The organism is Micromonospora sp. WMMD1120 (genome assembly GCF_029626235.1).
GTDB lineage: Bacteria > Actinomycetota > Actinomycetes > Mycobacteriales > Micromonosporaceae > Micromonospora.
Genome location: NZ_JARUBO010000005.1, coordinates 2,390,771 through 2,407,975 on the forward strand (window position 1 = coordinate 2,390,771; position 17,205 = coordinate 2,407,975).

At 71.5% G+C, this 17,205-nt stretch carries 11 protein-coding genes; 4 read left to right on the plus strand and 7 right to left on the minus strand.

Annotation, left to right across the window (positions count from 1 at the left end; translation table 11 throughout):
• Window positions 1-32: 32 nt before the first annotated feature.
• Both O7634_RS11325 and eccE read right to left on the minus strand, forming a co-directional pair.
• The gene (locus tag O7634_RS11325) at window positions 33-419 is read right to left on the minus strand and encodes a phage holin family protein (protein ID WP_278150089.1); all 387 of its coding nucleotides are present in this window, start codon (window positions 417-419) and stop codon (window positions 33-35) included.
• Between the two features lie 60 nt (window positions 420-479).
• Entirely contained in the window at window positions 480-2,381 is a 1,902-nt protein-coding gene (gene eccE, locus O7634_RS11330) for a type VII secretion protein EccE (protein ID WP_278150090.1), read from the minus strand.
• 297 nt (window positions 2,382-2,678) lie between these two features.
• Here eccE and O7634_RS11335 point away from each other — a divergent pair, with 297 nt between their 5' ends.
• Window positions 2,679-2,999 carry a WXG100 family type VII secretion target gene (locus O7634_RS11335; RefSeq protein ID WP_278150091.1) on the plus strand — a complete coding sequence of 107 codons (321 nt, stop codon included), beginning with the start codon at window positions 2,679-2,681 and terminating at the stop codon, window positions 2,997-2,999.
• A 22-nt stretch (window positions 3,000-3,021) separates the two neighbouring features.
• Window positions 3,022-3,315 carry a WXG100 family type VII secretion target gene (locus O7634_RS11340; RefSeq protein ID WP_278150092.1) on the plus strand — a complete coding sequence of 98 codons (294 nt, stop codon included), beginning with the start codon at window positions 3,022-3,024 and terminating at the stop codon, window positions 3,313-3,315.
• Between the two features lie 85 nt (window positions 3,316-3,400).
• Here the strand turns inward: O7634_RS11340 and mycP are convergent, their stop codons facing one another.
• Window positions 3,401-4,621: a type VII secretion-associated serine protease mycosin gene (mycP, locus tag O7634_RS11345; protein ID WP_278150093.1), complete on the minus strand. Its 1,221-nt coding sequence runs from the start codon at window positions 4,619-4,621 to the stop codon at window positions 3,401-3,403.
• 152 nt (window positions 4,622-4,773) lie between these two features.
• Here mycP and O7634_RS11350 point away from each other — a divergent pair, with 152 nt between their 5' ends.
• Both O7634_RS11350 and O7634_RS11355 read left to right on the plus strand, forming a co-directional pair.
• Window positions 4,774-7,752 (plus strand): SseB family protein, encoded by a 2,979-nt coding sequence (locus O7634_RS11350; RefSeq protein ID WP_278150094.1) that lies wholly within the window; start codon window positions 4,774-4,776, stop codon window positions 7,750-7,752.
• Window positions 7,749-8,114, plus strand: a complete 366-nt coding sequence (locus tag O7634_RS11355) for a hypothetical protein (RefSeq protein WP_278150095.1) — start codon at window positions 7,749-7,751, stop codon at window positions 8,112-8,114. Before O7634_RS11350 ends, O7634_RS11355 begins: the two co-directional genes overlap by 4 nt.
• Before the next feature lie 4 nt (window positions 8,115-8,118).
• Here O7634_RS11355 and O7634_RS11360 read toward each other — a convergent pair whose 3' ends face one another.
• The 4 genes from O7634_RS11360 to acs form a co-directional block, all read right to left on the minus strand.
• Window positions 8,119-9,051 (minus strand): alpha/beta hydrolase, encoded by a 933-nt coding sequence (locus O7634_RS11360; protein ID WP_278150096.1) that lies wholly within the window; start codon window positions 9,049-9,051, stop codon window positions 8,119-8,121.
• Between the two features lie 156 nt (window positions 9,052-9,207).
• Complete coding sequence (locus O7634_RS11365) at window positions 9,208-11,643, minus strand: immune inhibitor A domain-containing protein (protein ID WP_278153940.1); 2,436 nt, start codon at window positions 11,641-11,643, stop codon at window positions 9,208-9,210.
• A 344-nt stretch (window positions 11,644-11,987) separates the two neighbouring features.
• Window positions 11,988-14,783, minus strand: coding sequence for an immune inhibitor A domain-containing protein (locus O7634_RS11370; RefSeq protein ID WP_278150097.1), 2,796 nt, complete (start codon window positions 14,781-14,783; stop codon window positions 11,988-11,990).
• A gap of 234 nt (window positions 14,784-15,017) precedes the next feature.
• On the minus strand, window positions 15,018-16,982 hold the full coding sequence (gene acs / locus O7634_RS11375) for an acetate--CoA ligase (RefSeq protein WP_278150098.1): 1,965 nt from the start codon (window positions 16,980-16,982) through the stop codon (window positions 15,018-15,020).
• Between the last annotated feature and the right edge of the window lie 223 nt (window positions 16,983-17,205).

A 17,205-nucleotide genomic window follows, 5' to 3' on the forward strand; every position in this document is an offset into this window, starting at 1 on the left:
GGCGGCCCGGGGCGGCACCGGCCGGCGGTCGGTCAGTCCCGGTCGAGGATGGCGCCGAGGAGCCAGGTCACGATGCTCACGAAGAGGGCGCCGAGCACCGCGGCGGGCCAGAATCCGTCCACCGAGAACGGCAGGCCGGCCTGATCCGCGATCCAACTGGTGAGCAGGAACAGCAACCCGTTCACCACCAGCGCGATGAGGCCGAGGGTCAGCAGGTAGAAGCCGCAGCCGACGGTCTTGATGACCGGCTGCAGCACCGCGTTGACCACACCGAAGATGACCGCCACCAGGAGCAGCGTGGTCACCGTCTCGGTGGCCGAGTTCGAATCCAGCGAGATGCCCGGGATGAGGAGCGTGGCCAGCCAGAACGCCAGAGCTGTGCTGGCCAGCCTGATCAGCAGACCCTTCAGAAAACCCATGGCGGGGATCGTGCCACGCGGCGGCCACCGGCGTAACCCGCGGCCGCCCGCCAGTGTGGATCAGCCGCGCGCCGGGCGTCCGACCAGTTGCGACTCGATCGGCGTGGGAGAGAGCAGGACCCACCGGAGCGCACGCCGGTTGACCACTGCCACCATGTCGTCCCGGATCCGGGTCAACCACTCGGCCGAGCCGCCCAACCCCAGGGCCGTACCGGCCAGGCTGGCCTCGGCGGCGGTCAGCGGCTGGAGCACCGCCAGATCGGCGCGGCTCAACGCGTCCACGTCCGCCGAGGTCAGCTCGTCACGGAGCACCATCGTGGCCCGCCACGGCGGTCCCGGCTCGGCGTCGGCCGGCACCGGCCCGGCGTCGACGACGAGCAGCAGCGGCCGAAGGGCGGTGCCCACACTCTCGGCGACGGACCGGCCGGGTGGGAGCAACGGGATCGTCAGACCCGGCGCGCCGACCCCGCGTACGAAGGGCTCCCAGACCCGCGGCCGCGCTGTCTGCACCACCACCAGCGCGCCGACAGCCAGGGCGCGCAGGGCGACCAGCTGCGCCGCGCGTACGCCACCGACGAGCAGCACCCGGGTGCTCTCCGGTCGGAACAGGCGTACGGTGACGGCCGCGCCGTGCCGGTTGGTGCCGACCATCAGCCCCGCCGTGCCCAGCGACAGCTCCCAGTCGTCCATCGGGTGGGGCTGCGCCCCGGGCGTGATCGACGCCAGCGGCAGCGTGCCAGCCAACCCACCCAGGTGTGCGCCGTCGAGCCGACGCAGCCGGCCGCCGAGGTCGGTCACCAGGCGGAGCAGCGCCTCGGTGGCAGTGGCCAGCTCGGTCGTCGTCCCGGCGGCCAGGCGTACGGTCATCTCGGTCGGCGCGGCCGACGCGCCGGTGGCCGACGACGGGCCCGCTGTGATCGACACGGTGGTCGCGGTGGCCGGCAGCACCAGGAGCCGGGCCGCCAGTCGGTGACCGGCGGTGGCGCCCGCGTCCGGCCACTGGACCAGCCGGAAGGTGGCCTGGAGCAGCTCGCCGGATCGCAGCGTCGACCAAAACTCCCGGATCGGCTCGCCCTCGTGGTGGGCCAGCTCGGCCAGGACCCGTAGCGCCGCTGGCTCGCCGAGCGGTCGCGCGGCCAGCGAGCTGAGCCGGCGGACGATCCGGCGTACCGTGCCGGCGAGCACGCGGCGCAGGTCCTCCTCGGACCAGCCGTCCACCCGCAGCACCCGGACCGCGACCACCGCCCGTTCCCGCCCGGCGAGCCGGCCGTCGGCCAGTTGGCGGTACGACGTGCCGACCGTCCCGGCCGCCCCGGGCACCGGGGCAGGTCCCCCGGCGAGTAGCAGTTGGACGAGCAGTGGCGGCTGGTCCGGCCCGGCCGCCGGCAGCAGGGCGGTCGGGGCGGGTATCGCCCGGGCCGCGTCGCCGAGCAGGTCGCCGGGATCGCCCACCTCGAGCAGCGCCACCAGGCCGGCGGTGTCCTCCAGCACGGCCGCCGGCCCGCCCGGCAACTCCGTCGAGCGGACGACGGTGCCCGGGGCGACCAGGTCGAGCAACTCGGCCGCTCCGGCTGGCCCGGTCAGCGCCCGCCGGCGGGTGAGGTGCCCGATGGCGGTGCCGGTCCATTCGTAGAGCCATCGACCCCGGACCGGTACCCAGCAGACCGCCAGCAGCAGCGCACCCACCAGCGCGGCCGCCGTGACGACCGGCGCGGGCCGGCCGAGGGTGGCCAGGACGAGCGCCGCCGCGACCTGCGTGGTGACAAGTTGGCCGGCGCGGACCCGGACGCCAGCTTCGCGGCCCAGCCAGGCGCGGAGGTCGGTGAGCGACCGGCGCCGGGCGGGACGTGGGCCGGCGGAGCCGAGGCCGTGGCCGGCCGGCCGGGCCGGCCCGGTCACCGGTGCGGTTGCGTCCACCCGGGGCCCGAGCGCGGTCGCCGGAGGTGGCTCTCCGGTGGTCATCGCCGGCACCGCGCCTCCTCGACCGGTGGGGACGTGCCGGGCGTGCCGCCGTGTTCGTCGGCGGCCCGTCACGCGTCGCGACATGGCTGCGGCACATCGTAAGCGACCGATGGCTGCCCCGTTGTCCACAGGGGAGCCGGTTGGGGTAGCAGAAACGCAATGAGGTAGCTACCGTCAGCCACGAAGTCCTTCGCTGACCCGCGTCTCAGTGCTCGTCGACCGGGCCAAGCGACGACGCGGCCCCAGAGCGGCCGCGTTGACGGCCAGGTGCGATCAGAGAGACGGGGTGACGTCCGGGTGTCCCAAACCAAGGCAGAAGCCGCGGTGATGCAGCAGACTGCCGCGAAGTTCGAGCAGGTGGACCAGTCGTTGCAGTCCATGCTGACCGGCCTGCTGGCCGAGCTGGAGGTGTTGCAGCAGGCGTGGCGTGGTGCCGGTGGCCGATCGTTCGAGCAGGTCAAGCAGCAGTGGTCACAGGACCAGGCGGCGCTGCACCGGGCGCTGCGGGAGACCGCCGGCGCGATCCGCACGGCCGGTCGGCAGTACGACGTGTCCGACGACGAGGCGGCCAGCCGGGTGGCCGGCGCCAACCGTGGCGGCATCCAACTGCCGCTCTGATCCCACCGGGGAGGGGAATCCGATGGACAATGGTGTGCTGGTTGTCAACTTCGCCGCGTTGCAGCAGGCGGGCGCGGACATCAACAAGGCGCTCAACACCCTCGACTCGCAGCTCGGCCAGCTCGAACGCGACGCGGCCCCGCTCGTCGCGAGTTGGACCGGCGAGGCGCAGCAGGCCTACGAGCAGCGGCAGGCACGGTGGCGCGCCGCCGCCCAGGACCTCCAGGCGATGCTGCGCGACATCAGGCTGGCGGTGAACGACTCCGCCAGCGACTATCTCGACACCGAGAAGAAGAACACCGGGCTGTTCCAGTGACCGTCGTGGGTCGGGAGCGCTGACCGTGTCCGGCCCAGCGCCCCGACCGCGACCGCCGCATGCTCGCGGTGGTGGGCGGTCGGGGTCAGACCTGGCCGGCGGGGCGCCAGCGGCGGCGGGTGCCACGGGGCACCACCAGGGCGAGCAGCGCCACGGCCAGCACCGCCGTGCCGATCACCGTGGCGACCAGCAGAGCCCGGTCCCGCGCGGCGGCTCGGCGGGCCTGACGAGCCAGCAGCACCGGGTCGGCGCGGTCGTCGGCGAGCGCGGCGACCGGTCGCCGGCCGACCACCTGGCCGCCTGTGGTCTCGGTGACCGCCCGGTACGGATTCAGCACTCCCGCGCCGTAGCCGCCGCCGCGACCCGCTCCCGGGGCCGGATCGGCGGTGGTGATGATCCGCTGCGCCACCTCGGTGGCGGTCAACTCCGGTCGATACTCGCGCAGCAGCGCGGCGGTGGCGGCCACGAACGGCGCCGCATAACTGGTGCCCTCGACCCGGAGGTGACCCGCGCCGGGCGCGGCGGTCAACACCTCGCTGCCCGGCGCGACCAGGTCGACGTAGGGGCCGGTCTGGGAGAAGGCGGCCCGGTCACCGCCCGCGGCGATGGCTCCCACACCGAGCACCCCGTCGTAGCTGGCGGGGAACGGCCGGGGGTTGCCGCTGTCGTTCAGATTGCCGGCGGCGGCCACCAGCACCACGTTCCGGTCGACGGCGTACCGCACCGCCGAACGGACGTCGGCGTCGTCGGCGTACAGCACCACGGACAGGTTCACCACGTCGGCGCCGTGGTCGACCGCCCACCGGATGGCCCTGGCGAACTCGGCGGCGCTGACCGTACGCCCCGACTCGCGCCCCTGCACCACCTGCTGCTCGCTGACCCGCACCGGCAGGATCCGGGCACCGGGCGCCAGACCGCGGAAGGCGACGTCGGGGCGTGGTGCCGCCGCGATGATGCTCGCCACACCGGTGCCGTGACCGGCGCAGTCCCAACCGCCGTCCCCGCCCGCGTCGAGCAGGTCAGCGCCGGGGAGCACCCGGCCGGCCAGTTGCGGGTGTCTCCGGTCCACCCCGGAGTCGACCACCGCGACGGTCACCCCGGCGCCGGTGGCCAGTGGCGCGAGCCGCGCGGGGTCGTACCGTCGCTGTGGCCACGGGGTGGCCGCGACCGGCCGGCTCGGGGCGAGCGGCGTGGCGCAGGTCGGTGCCGCCCGGAGCCCGGCGGCGGCGACGGTCGGCAGGGCCGGCACGGTCAGCAGGCTGGCAGCCAGACCTGCGAGAACCGGTCGCGTGATCGATCGAGACATCGACGGCCTCCGTATCGTGTCGGCTCCGGAACGGGATGTTATCGCCTCCCCCGCGCCTCGGCGGGCCACCGACGGCCAGCCATTGTGATCTTGGTACCACCTTGTAGGTTGTACGCGATACCTGTGGCCTGTTCTCGGAAGGGGAGGTGGCCGTGACCGCATGGGAGCCGGCCACGGAGGCCGAGGTGGCGATGCGCGACGCGTTGCGCGCCAACGACCAGGAGCTCTACTTCCGGCTCCTGTCCCGCACCGACGTGTTGTTGCCGGTCTCCGCCCCGGCGCAGCCCGGCCAGCCACCCACTGGTTGGGGCACCTGGACGACCGCCGGTCGCACCCATGTCCTGGCCTTCACCTCCACCTCCGCGCTGCGGGCCTGCCTCGGCGACAACGCCGGCAGCACCCGGCGCGTGCCCTTCACCGACCTCGCCTCCGGTTGGCCGAACCAGGAGTGGTGGCTCGCCGTCAACCCGGGTCTCCCGGTCGAGGGCTACCTGCCGGCCTGGTTCGTGTCCCAGCTCTCCCGGGGCGACGTGCGACTGCCCGGCCGCGCCATGGGCGCTCGCGCCCGGCTGGAACGTGCCGAGACGCTGGCCCGCAGCCGGCCCGGCGCGGCACACCGGGAGACCACGGTCGCCGCCGGATCGCCCCCGCCGACGGCCCCGGCGTCGTTCGCGCCCGACCCGGTGGGCCCGCCGGCTGCGGTGCCGCCGGCTGCGGTGCCGCCGGCTGCGGTGCCGCCGGCTGCGGTGCCGCCGGCTGCGGTGCCGCCCCGAGGACCGGCGCCAGGCCCGGTGTCCCGGGCGGGCACGCCCTCGACGCCGTGGACGCCGAGCGCCGCCGAGCCGTCACGGCGATCCGGCGTGGAGGACCAGCCCGGCGCCGCCCAGCGGCATCCGACCGGCCCGACCCGGCCCGGCAGCGGAGCTGTGCCGCGCACCGGCCGACCGTCACGGTTCACCCCCCTGGCATCCAACGGTCCCGCTGCCGACCAGCCGGGGGCGGGGTGGCCGGCGGCGCAGCGGCCGGGCGAGGGCGACGCCACCGCCAACGGCGGTCCGCAACAGACCGGCCGGCGCTCCTTCTTCGAGCCCAACCCGGTCCGCGACCGGGTCGCCGAGCCGGCCCCGGGCGGTCGCTTGGCCGACCGCGCGACACCACCGAGCCGGTTCGCTCGCGGCAGCCAGCCCTTCCCACGGCGCCGTCCGGCCGACGCGCCCGCCGACGACTCCGCGACACGGGCCTTCCCGATGACGGACCCGGACGCGACCCGGCCGATCCGGCCGCCAGCCGGCGACCTCGGCGCGTCCCACGGGCTGCGCGCCCCGGCCGCCGAGGACGAGGTCACCCAGCCGCTGCCGCCGCGTCGGCACAACCCGCTGGCGGAGGAGGCCACCCGCGCGTTCCGGGTGCCCGGTGAGCCCGCACCGGTCCAGCCCTCCGGCCAACCCACTTCGCCGGCGGAGGAGACCCAGGCGACTCCCCAGGACCGGTCGCGCCGGTTCGAGCCGGTGGACGACCTGCCCGCCTCTGTCGCGGAACCGGTCTCCGGGCCGCCCGCGCCGCGCCGGGGCTTCACGCCCATCGTCATCGAGGGCACCATCATCGAGTCCCGCGACCTCGCCGACCTGACCGGGAGCAACGGGTCGGCCGCCACGCCCCGGGAGCCCAGCCCCGCCGACGCCGCCCCGCCCCCGTTCGGCGCGACGACGTCCGCGCCGCCGCCCTTCGGTGCTGCGCCTTCCGCTCCGCCGTCGTTGGATGCGACGTCGACCGCGCCGCCGTCGTTCGGTGCTGCGCCTTCCGCGCCGCCGTCCTTCGGCGAAGCACCTTCCGCCCCGCCGTCGTTCGGTGAGGTGTCCGCCGCGCCGCCGTCGTTCGGCGCGGGCTCGACCCCGCCGCCGTCGTTCGGTGAGGTGTCCGCCGCCCCGCCGTCGTTCGGCACGTCGCCCTCCGGTCCGGACCTGTTCACGCCCTCGTCGGACGTCCCGGGTCGGCCCGCGCCGAGCCCGTACGTTCCGTACACTCCGCCGCACGCCGGTCGCTCCGATGGCGTACGCCCTGACGATCCCCTCGACACGCTGGTCGGTGCGGCTGGCGCGGACAGCGTGACCGACACGGGGAAGCCCGCCGAGCCGCCGCCCGCCGAGCCGGCGCCCGCCGAGTTCGAGCCGGCCAACACGGTCGAGGAGGACCTGCTCGCCGCCGCTGGCTCCGGCAGCACCGACACGTTCCTGTCCACCCTGCTCCTGGCCCGGGTGCTGCTGCCGGCGGCACCGGACTCGGCGCGGGGGAGCCGCCCCGGCGACTCCGGCTTCGTCTGGCAGACGGCGCAACTCGACGGCGAGACGTACGTGGTGGTCTACACGTCGCCGGAGCGCCTGGCCGACCACATCGACGGTGACGTCGACACGGTACGGGTCAAGTTCGCCCAACTGATCCGGCGCTGGCCCGACGAGGACTGGTCGTTCGCCGTCAACCCGGGCACACCTGTCGGCGCCAAGCTGCCCGGCGAACAGATCGTCGCCCTGGCCAACTGGGCCGCCGAGGTGGGGCTCGGAGACGACCTGGAGGTGGACCAGGAGGCCCCGCCGCCCGCCGCGGAACCCGCGGTCCGCCCCCGGTACGCGCCAGCGGCGGTCGACCCGACCCGACCGACGGTCATGCAGAAGGCGATCGCGCCGAGTCAGCTCGCGTACTACCTGGACCGGGGTTACGACAGGGTCTCCGGCTTCGTGCACCGGGCCGGCGAGCTGGCCCATCTGACCACGCCGGCCCAGCTGCACGACGCGCTCGGGCTCAACTACCCCGGCTCCCCGTTCGCCCCGGACGCCGAGGAGATCTACGTCCTGCGCTGGCCCGCGCACCGGCCGAGCCTCTACCGGATCCCCTACGGCGGTCAGAACGAGCCGGCGATGCGGGCCATGGAGGGCTGGGTCATCGAGCGCCCGCCCTTCCGGGGCAACGGCTTCGCCCCGGGCGAGAGCAGCGACGTGGTGGCCGAGTTCAAGGTGGACAGCGCGCGGCTGCCGCACGGGGCACGGCTCTGGCGCATCGGTGCGGACGGCACCGAACGGGTGGTCGCGGAACTGGACACCGACACGGTGGTCTGGCGACGGGTCGGTGAGGCGTGATGCGCGACGGTTACGTGGCTCGCTGGCAGGGCCGGGAATACCAGGCCAGCCCGGACGGTGACGACATCCGGCTCTACCAGCCCGAACCGGGCGAGGGCTTCGAGCAGGTCCGCCCGGGTCGCTACGTCCGGGTGCTGCCCGCGACCGAGATCGAGGATCTCGCGTACGTGCGGACGACCTGCACCTGGAAGGGGCAACCGTTCATCGTGCTCGGCGAGCACGACGCCTGGCTGCGGGTGGAGTACACGGGTGGCCGTTGGCCGGTCGCCGAGGCGATGCGGCTGGAGGTCTTCGACTTCGGTGTCTACCAGGGCTGGGCACCGGCCACCGAGGTCACCGACCTGCGGGAGCAGCGGGTCTGACCGGTCACGACTTCGTCCACCGCAGCACCTCGCCGAGCACCAACTCCGGTGCCTCCAGGTGCGGGAAGTGCCCGACCCCGTCGAGCAGTCGCCACTCGTACGGGGCGACGACGTACCGGCCGGAACCCAGTGCGGTCCGGGGCAGGGAGGCCGAGTCCTGCGCGCCGTGCAGTTGCAGGGTCGGGGTGGCCAGCGGTTTCTGCATCAGGCGGACGAACCGGTAACCGTGCAGCCGCAGCACCGAGCGGAACGCCCAGCGGTATCCCTCGAGCGCGCAGAAGGCGGCCTGCGGGATGCGCATCGCCTCCCGGCACCGCTCGGCGTACGCCGCGAAGTCCGGCCGCGTCACCCAGCGTGGGCCGCTCCAGCGGCGCATGATGTCCTCGACGGCCGCCGCCCCGTCCCGGGTCAGCACGTGCTCGTACCTTGGTAGCTGGAACTTCAGCGCCGGGGTGGAGGCGGCGAACTGCCCGCGGGGGTCGGCGAAGATGGCGGCCCGCAGGCGCAGCGGGTGCGGTGCGCCCAGCACCACCAGTCGCCGCACCAGGGACGGGTGGAACGAGGCCACCGTCCAGGCCACCATCCCGCCGAGGCCGGTGCCGACGACTGTGGCGGACCGCTCACCGAGCGCGCGGATCAGGCCGGCGATGTCGGCGGCGAGGGTGTAGCCGTCGTACCCCCGGGGTGGTTTGTCGCTGGCCCCGTAGCCGCGCAGATCGACGGCGACCGCCCGGAACCCGGCGTCGGCGACCGCCGGCAGCATCTGGTGCCAGGCCCACCAGTGCTCGGGGAAACCGTGCAGGAAGAGCACCATCGGCCCGGTGCCGGCCTCGACGACGTGGAACCGGCTGCCGTTCGCGCCGACGAAGCGGTGCGTCCACGGCCCCTCCGTGAGGACACAGGACTCGTCGACGGCTCCGTCGCGCTGGTCGGTCATGCTGACAGCCTAGGACCCGATCGCCGGCCCACCGCATCGCCTTCGTCGCAGTCGGCGCGGGGGCGGGACGTGGCCGGTTCCCGATACGGGCGATGCCCGGGCAGGTGACCTGCCCGGGCATCGCCGTGTGGTGCGGGTGTTGCTCCGACCGAAGGATCAGTTGAAGCGGACGTTGGTGTAGATGCCGTCCTGCGACACGACCTTGATCTTTCGGCCGGTGGCGGGGAGCTTGACGCCGTGGTTCGGCAGCTCCTCGTACCAGTACTTCTGGGTGTCGTCGAACAGCGGCTGCGCGGCCTGGCCACGAACGTAGTTGGCCTGGCCGTTGATGTGCAGCGTGAACGAGTCGGCCTTCTTGAGGCTGAACGGCGCGTCGTAGACCTGGACGCGGGCCCGCCAGGGGGCGCCGGTCAGGTTGTAGAGCGGCCGCGGGTGCGCGTCGATGATCAGGTTCCGACCCTCACCCGGGTGCTCGAACGTGTCGTTGTCGTCCCACCGCAGGTTCCAGTAGGAGATGAGCAGACCCTCCTGGTAGGAGTAGTGGTCGACCCAGTCCGGGCGGGTGTTCTGGTAGCCGAAGAAGTACGGGCCGGTCTTGAGGTACTTGTCGTACGAGGTGTACGAACGGGTGCCGGCGATGTAGTAGTTGGCGAACGGCTTGGTGTAGGTCTCCGCGACGATCTCGAACTTGTCCGTGAAGGTCCAGCCGTTGGCACCCGCCTCGGCGCCGTCGGTGAACACGGTCTGACCGTCGGCGGTCACGGTGATCGCGTCACCGTAGAAGCCGCCCCGGGACAGGCCGCCGTCGGTCTGGTAGCGCAGCCGGAACTGCACGACCTTGCCCGCCACGGAGTTCATCGGGATGTTGATGTCGACCCACTTGCCGCCGCTGGAGCCGTCCAGGGCGAAGCGCCCGGGGGAGATCTCCTTCAGCGGGTTTCCGTTGGCGGTGCCGGGCAGGGTCGCCCAGGTCTTGCCGCCGTCGGCCGAGGCCTCGAAGAACAGGTAGTCGAAGTTGGCCTCGATGCTGTAGCGGCCCTTCATGGTCAGGGCGGCCGACGACTTCCCGGTCAGGTCGAGCGTCCGGGTCATCGTGCTGTTCAGGTCGTCCTCGTTACCGCTGAAGAACTGCTTGGTGCCCGCGAACGGCGCGCCGTTGGAGAAGGTGTAGTCCCGGGGCGGGAGCACGACGACGGCGGCCTGCGCCTCCGGCGAGTTGTACTCCTGCGGGCCGAGCTTCACGGTGCGCTTCTCGTCCAGCCCGATGGTGTCGTAGTCGAGCCAGCCGAGCTGGAGCTTGTTCCACGCGCCGAGGTCACCGCCGCGCTCACCGATGCCACCGTCGTTCTTGGCACCGAGCCGGCTCTGGGCCATCAGGGTCCAGTGCTCGTTGTTGTTGTCGCCACCGTTGAGCACGTTGTAGTCGTCCGGCAGACCGAGATCGTGACCGTACTCGTGGTAGAAGACGCTCCGGCCGCCGTTCTCCGGCTGGATGGTGTAGTCGCCGATCCACACGCCGGTGTCGCCGATCTGGGTGCCGCCGGCCGGGAAGTTCTCCGGGCCGGTGTTGCCCTGGTCCGAGGCGAACGCGTACCAGCGGTGGCTCCAGATGGCGTCCTCACCCTGGATCGGGTCACCGTCGGCCTGGTCACCGCCGGAGTGGACGATCTGGAAGTGGTCGATGTAGCCGTCCGACTCGTTGAAGTCGCCGTCACCGTCGAAGTCGTACCGGTCGTACTGGTCCATCGACCGGACGTCGGCGGCGATCTCCTCGTCGGTGCGGCCGGCGGCCTTCTGGTCGGCGACCCACTGGTTGGCCGCGTCGCGGACCAGGTCCCAGGTGTTGTCGCAGACGTTGCTGTCGCAGACCGCCAGGTCGTTGGCCGGGTTCTTCGGCTCGTCGTCCGGGATCGGGTCGTCGGACCGGCCGTAGCGGGCCTCGTTGTACCTGACCTTGACCCAGTCGGTGACCTCGCCCTCGACGCTGTAGCGACCCGAGGACTGGGCCTCGTAGTACTGCTTCAGCGACTCGTCACCCGGGTTGGTGCCGAAGTAGAGCTGCCGGTAGTGGTCGGCGTTGTAGTCCGGCTGCCAGACGGTGGAGTTGTCCACCGCCCGGTTGGGCGCCGGGATCTCGTTGTGCAGCGGGCCGTCAAACTTGGTCGGCCCGGCCGTGTCGGGGTCGATGTTCTTGTCCGGGAAGTCCGGGTGCCGCTCGTTACCGAACTCGGCGAGGATCACGAAGATCTTGTCCGTGCGCTCGCGGGAGAGTTCGACGTACTGGTCCTCGGTCTGGACCACGCCCGTTCCGGTGGTGCGGGCGGCGGCTCCGTCGGCCTGGGTCCGGCCGACCTTGGCGACGGTGCTGCCGTTGATCCGTTCTGCCTTGACCTTGCCAGAGAGGACCTCGCTCAGGCCCTGCTGGCGCAGCGCGCGCCGCTTCTCTTCCAGCGGGTTCGGCAGGTCGTGGTCCGCATGAGCGGGCTCGGCGACCGACGGAGCGGCCGTCGGCAGTTTGGGCTGCGGGGCCGCCGAGGCGGACGGGCCGAAAGCCAGGCCTGTCGCCGTCAGTGAGAGCCCGAGCAGACCCACTGCGACTTTGCGCACGTGGTACCTCCGGTGTGAGGGAACCGGCCCAACGGGGGTACGGGCCGGTGAAGATCGATCCCACTAGTGGGACCAATGGTGAACTTAGACACTGGCGGGACGGGTGGGAAGACGCCCGCGTCGATTTGTTGCAAGATTTTGTTGGGAATGCTTTTCACCGTCACACCCCGCCGGTTCATCAGCCATGCTGACCAGCAGCGACCTGGACGGCAACGTATACAACGACATTTTTCGATCAATGTGATCGTACATACGACAGTGGGGCCGGCGGCGTCTCCGCCGTCGGCCCCACCGGTACCGCTGTTGTCAGTTGTCGCTACGTGAAACCGTTACTTCGTCGCCGGGGTGACGAAGATCGTGGCCGACGAGTTGTCCTTCGCCGCCTTCTTGATGGTGAGCGAGACGCCGTAGTTCACGTCCTGGTCGCCGGGGTTGCCGGTGCCCAGCACGATCGCGCCGCCGCCCAGGGTCAGGCCGTAGAACTCCGGCGCGGGGCTGCCGTCCGGGTGGGTGACCCGGGTGGTGTACGGCACGTTGTTCCGCGACGGCACCACCACCGACGCGTCGTTGTCGCGGGCGTAGGCGGCGCCGTCGCGCATCTCGATACCCGGGTACCAGCCCTTGGCGTCGGTGAACGACTTCACCGGCGCCTGCGCCTTGAACTTCGTGCAGTACTCGCTGTACGGCTCGTCGGCCGCCTCGAGGCACTCGGTGAAGGGGTACGTCCGCTGCAGCGAGAACGCCGCGTTCGACGACTGCGGACGGCTGGGCAGGTTGTCGGTCACCGACGGGTCCTTGACGGCCGCCTCGCCGGTCCGGCGGTACGGGTCGAAGTGCGAGTCGACGATGAGCAGCCCGCCCTTCGCTCCGTAGCTGGGCAGCGCGGTCATCTGACCGGTGACGTGGTTGACGTCGCCGAGCGCGGTGTCCCGGTACCACACCAGCATGCCCGGGGCGTTGTAGGAGATCCGGTCGACCTTCCACGCCTCGTGCGAGTAGATGGTGTCGTAGGCGTACTTCAGGCCCTTGTCGAAGCCGTCGAAGTTGCGCCACTCCGCCAGGTAGTACTGGGCGTGCACCTCGGTGCCGCCGGAGACCTTCCAGCCCTCGCCGGTGCTGTCGACGAAGGTGCCGCCGGTGGCCGTCCAGCCGTTGGCGCCGCCCTCCACGTCGTCACTCCACGTGGTGGCGCCGCCGCCGGTGACCGAGAAGTCGTCGACGAACCAGTTGCGCTCCTCGAACGCCTCGTCGGTGGCCAGGCGCAGCCGCAGCTGGACCGTCGTGCCCGCGTACGCCGACAGGTCGACGTAGTCGTGCCGCCAACCGTCGGTGCTGCCGGTCAGGCCGTACTTCTTGCCGCCGAAGTCGGCCATCCGGCCGTTCGGGTCACCGTAGTTGTCCGGCGTGGTGACGACAGCGCCGGCCTCGTCGTACACCTTCTGCTCGGTCCAGGTCGTACCGCCGTCCGTCGACAGCTCGACGAAGCCGTAGTCCCAGTCCTCCTCGATGATGTAGTTGTTCCACATCCAGAACTTGGCGTCCGCCGCCGCCGGCACGTCGACAGAGCGGCTCAGCTTGACGTCGGCCCACTCCTGGTCGTTGTTGCTGTGCCACATCTTCGTGCCGCTGTGCGGCGTGGCGAGCGTCGTGACCTTGTCCGGCAGGTCGACCTTGATGCCGTCCTCGGAGTCGATCGGCGTACGCGAGGTCTGGCCCAGCTTCACCTCACGCGGGTTCGACCCGGGGCGGATGGTCAGCGGGTCGGCCCAGCCGAGGACCCACTTGTCCCAGATGCCCATGTGCGTGGGCAGCGCCTGGAAGATCTCGCCCGAGTGCGAGCCCGAGGCCATCAGGTCCCAGAAGTCCACGTCGGAGTCGGCGTTGCCGGACGTGTCGTAGAGGTCCGGGAGCCCGAGGTCGTGGCCGAACTCGTGGGCGAACACGCCGACACCGGCGTCCTCCGGCTGCACGATGTAGTTCGACACCTTCAGCTCGGTGCCGGGGATGGTGTAGCCGCCCGGAACCGAGGAGGAGTGCGCCCAGACGGCGTACACGCCCTGGTCGCCGCCACCACGGGACTTGCCCTGGCCGGCGTGCACCAGCACCAGGTGGTCGATCACGCCGTCCGGCTCGAAGACGTTGCCGTCACCGTCGCGGTCGGCCTGGTCCTCGATGTCGTAGTCGGCCCACGGGAAGTCCGGGTCCTTCGCCGCCAGCGCGTCGATCGCGTCGGTCGCCAGGCGACCCGCGCCGGCCGGGTTGTCGGGGTGGCCGTTCATCGACTGCTCCCGGCCCGGCACCCAGTTGCCGTTCTCGTCCTGGGTGCAGCGGTTGGCCGCGTACCAGCCCTCCGAGTGCGGCACGGTGATCCACGGGCTGGCCTGCCCGTCCACCGTGTACGCGTTCTTCGACATCTCCAGGTACATGTTGTGCATGGTGCGCCCGGAGATGTCGATGCCCTTCTTGCCGTCCGGGCCGCGCAGGTCGGTGCGGATCCGCTCGGTGATGCCCCTCTTGCTGTACAGCATCTTGTTGTAGTGCGACGGCGAGAAGTCCGGCACCCACATCGAGTTGTTGTCCTCGTGCGGCAGGCGCGACGGGTCCGGGATCTTGTTGTGCTTCGGGCCGTTCTGCACCGTGCCGGGCACGCAGGTGCGGTCCTCGAACACCGTCTTGGGGACCATGACGTTGGTGAAGTCGTCGTTGGCCTTGTCGTTGAACTCCACCAGCAGCGTGAGCAGCTTCGCCGTCTGGGTGGTGGGCGCCTTCTTGAACTGGCGCGGGTTCTTGCCGGTCTTCAGTGACTGGGCCTCGGCCTTGGCCAGCTGTCGCGCGGTGACCGGGTTGCCCCGGGCGTGCTTCTGGTCGAACTGACGTGCGGACTCCATGGCAGGGGTGTAGACGCCGCCCTTGCCCTTGACCTCACGGCCGGTGGTGTCCGGCTGCACCTCGGGCTCGGCGTAGTTGATGTAGTACTCGTCCGCCCCGATCACCGCCCGGGGGGTGCCGGACGCCGACTGAGCAGCCGCGCTGCCACTCACGGTCAGTGACGTGGCCGCGAGGGCGATGACGGGCAGCGCGACGAGTAGTCGTCGGCGCGACCCCGGATGGGAGTTTCTGTTCATGCCGCTCCGTTTCTCGGGCAGAGAGGACGTCGGCCGGACCCGGTGGCATGGCGCCCATCGGCCGCCCGACGAGCGTGAAACTAGATGACGAACAACCCCGATTGGTCGGATCGTGATCGATGCGTTATCTGTTTACGGACGTGTCTCATCGATGTTTCGGGCGTACCTCCATAAAAGACAACGGTGGGTGACGGCCCGTCCGGACCGTCACCCACCGATGGGGTACGCCTACCGTCAGTCCTCGTCGGACTTGGCCCCACTCATCCCCGAGGAGATCAGCTCCATCACCGAGGAGTCCTGCAACGTGGTCACGTCGCCGAGCGACCGGTTCTCCGCGACGTCCCGCAGCAACCGCCGCATGATCTTGCCGGAGCGGGTCTTCGGCAGCTCCGGCACCAGCATGATCTGCCGCGGCTTCGCGATCGGCCCCAGCGTCTTCGCCACGTGGTTGCGCAGGTCGGCGATCAGTTGCTCGCCCGCCTCGCCGCCGGTGTCCGCGCTGCCGCGCGGGATGGCGAACGCGACGATCGCCTGACCGGTGGTCGGGTCGGTGGCGCCGACCACCGCCGCCTCGGCCACCGAGGGGTGCGACACCAACGCGGACTCCACCTCGGTCGTGGAGATGTTGTGCCCGGACACCAGCATCACGTCGTCGACCCGGCCGAGCAGCCAGATGTGCCCGTCGTCGTCCTTCTTGGCGCCGTCACCGGCGAAGTACATGCCCTGGAAACGGGACCAGTACGTCTCGATGAACCGGTCGTCGTCGCCCCAGATCGTGCGCAGCATCGACGGCCAGGGCTCGCGCAGCACCAGGTAGCCGCCGCCACCGTTGGGCACGGACTGACCCTGGTCGTCCACGACGTCGGCCACGATGCCCGGCAGCGGGGTCATCGCCGACCCCGGCTTGGCAGCGGTCACGCCCGGCAGCGGCGAGATCATGATCGACCCGGTCTCGGTCTGCCACCAGGTGTCCACCACCGGCAGCTCGCCCCGGCCGATGTGCTGCCGGTACCAGATCCACGCCTCCGGATTGATCGGCTCACCCACGCTGCCGAGCAGGCGCAGCGACGACAGGTCGAAGCCGGCCGGAATGTCCTCGCCCCACTTCATCATCGTGCGGATCAGGGTGGGGGCGGTGTAGAGGATGCTGACCTTGTACCTGTCGACGATCTCCCAGAACCGGCCCTTGTGCGGGGTGTCCGGGGTGCCCTCGTACATCACCTGGGTGGCGCCGTTGGAGAGCGGGCCGTACACGATGTAGGAGTGCCCGGTGACCCAGCCGATGTCGGCGGTGCACCAGTAGACGTCCGTCTCCGGCTTCAGGTCGAACACCGCGTGCGTCGTGTACGACGCCTGGGTCAGGTAGCCGCCGGTGGTGTGCAGGATGCCCTTCGGCCGGGCCGTGGTGCCGCTCGTGTAGAGGATGAACAGCGGGTGCTCCGCGTCGAACGGCTGCGCGGTGTGCTCGGCCGACGCGGTCTCCACCGTCTCGTGCCACCAGTGGTCCTTCTCCGACCAGGCCACGTCCTCGCCGGTGCGGCGGACCACCAGCACGTGCTCCACCGACGGGCAGCTCGCCACCGCCTCGTCCACTGTGGGCTTCAACGCCGACGGCTTGCCCCGCCGGTAACCCCCGTCCGCGGTGATCACCACCTTGGCGCTGGCGTCCTGGATCCGGTTGCTCAGCGAGTCGGCGGAGAAGCCACCGAACACGACGCTGTGCGCCGCGCCGATCCGGGCGCAGGCCAGCATCGCCACCGCCGCCTCGGGGATCATCGGCAGGTAGATGGCCACCCGGTCACCGGCGGTCACCCCCAGGTCGGTGAGCGCGTTCGCCGCCCGGCAGGTCAGCTCGTGCAGGTCGGCGTACGTGATGGTGCGGGTGTCGCCCGGCTCGCCCTCCCAGTGGATCGCCACCTTGTCGCCCCGGCCCGCCTCGACGTGCCGGTCCAGGCAGTTGTAGGCGACGTTGAGCTGCCCACCGACGAACCACTTCGCGAACGGCGGGTTCGACCAGTCCAGCACCTCGTCCCACGTCTTCGACCAGGCCAGCCGCTCGGCCTGCTTCGCCCAGAAGGCGAGCCGGTCGGCCTCGGCCTCGGCGTACGCGTCGATGGTGACGTTGGCGTGCGCGGCGAGTTCGGCCGGCGGCGGGAACTGGCGCGTCTCGTTCAGCAGATTGGCCAATGCCTCGCTCATGCCGTGACTCCTCGTCCTCGGGGTGACCTGCGTCTCGATGGCACGAGGGTAGTCGCGAGGCCCCCGACCGGCCATGGCTGCCCACCGCGTCGCGCCGAGTGGCCTCCGCCGCGCGCCCGACGGCCCGCCGGCCTCTCGGCGCGGCTCTGGCCGGACGTCGACCCCGACGCTTGATCAACACGGGTTCCCTGAAGTCGCGGCTTCGAACCGGCCTGGATGCCCC

Coding starts and splice junctions, on each gene's coding strand:
- O7634_RS11340 (WP_278150092.1), top strand. CDS start 3,022: ATGGACAATGGTGTGCTGGTTGTCAACTTCGCCGCGTTGCAGCAGGCG.
- O7634_RS11360 (WP_278150096.1), bottom strand. CDS start 9,051: ATGACCGACCAGCGCGACGGAGCCGTCGACGAGTCCTGTGTCCTCACG.
- O7634_RS11325 (WP_278150089.1), bottom strand. CDS start 419: ATGGGTTTTCTGAAGGGTCTGCTGATCAGGCTGGCCAGCACAGCTCTG.
- mycP (WP_278150093.1), bottom strand. CDS start 4,621: ATGTCTCGATCGATCACGCGACCGGTTCTCGCAGGTCTGGCTGCCAGC.
- eccE (WP_278150090.1), bottom strand. CDS start 2,381: ATGACCACCGGAGAGCCACCTCCGGCGACCGCGCTCGGGCCCCGGGTG.
- acs (WP_278150098.1), bottom strand. CDS start 16,982: ATGAGCGAGGCATTGGCCAATCTGCTGAACGAGACGCGCCAGTTCCCG.
- O7634_RS11370 (WP_278150097.1), bottom strand. CDS start 14,783: ATGAACAGAAACTCCCATCCGGGGTCGCGCCGACGACTACTCGTCGCG.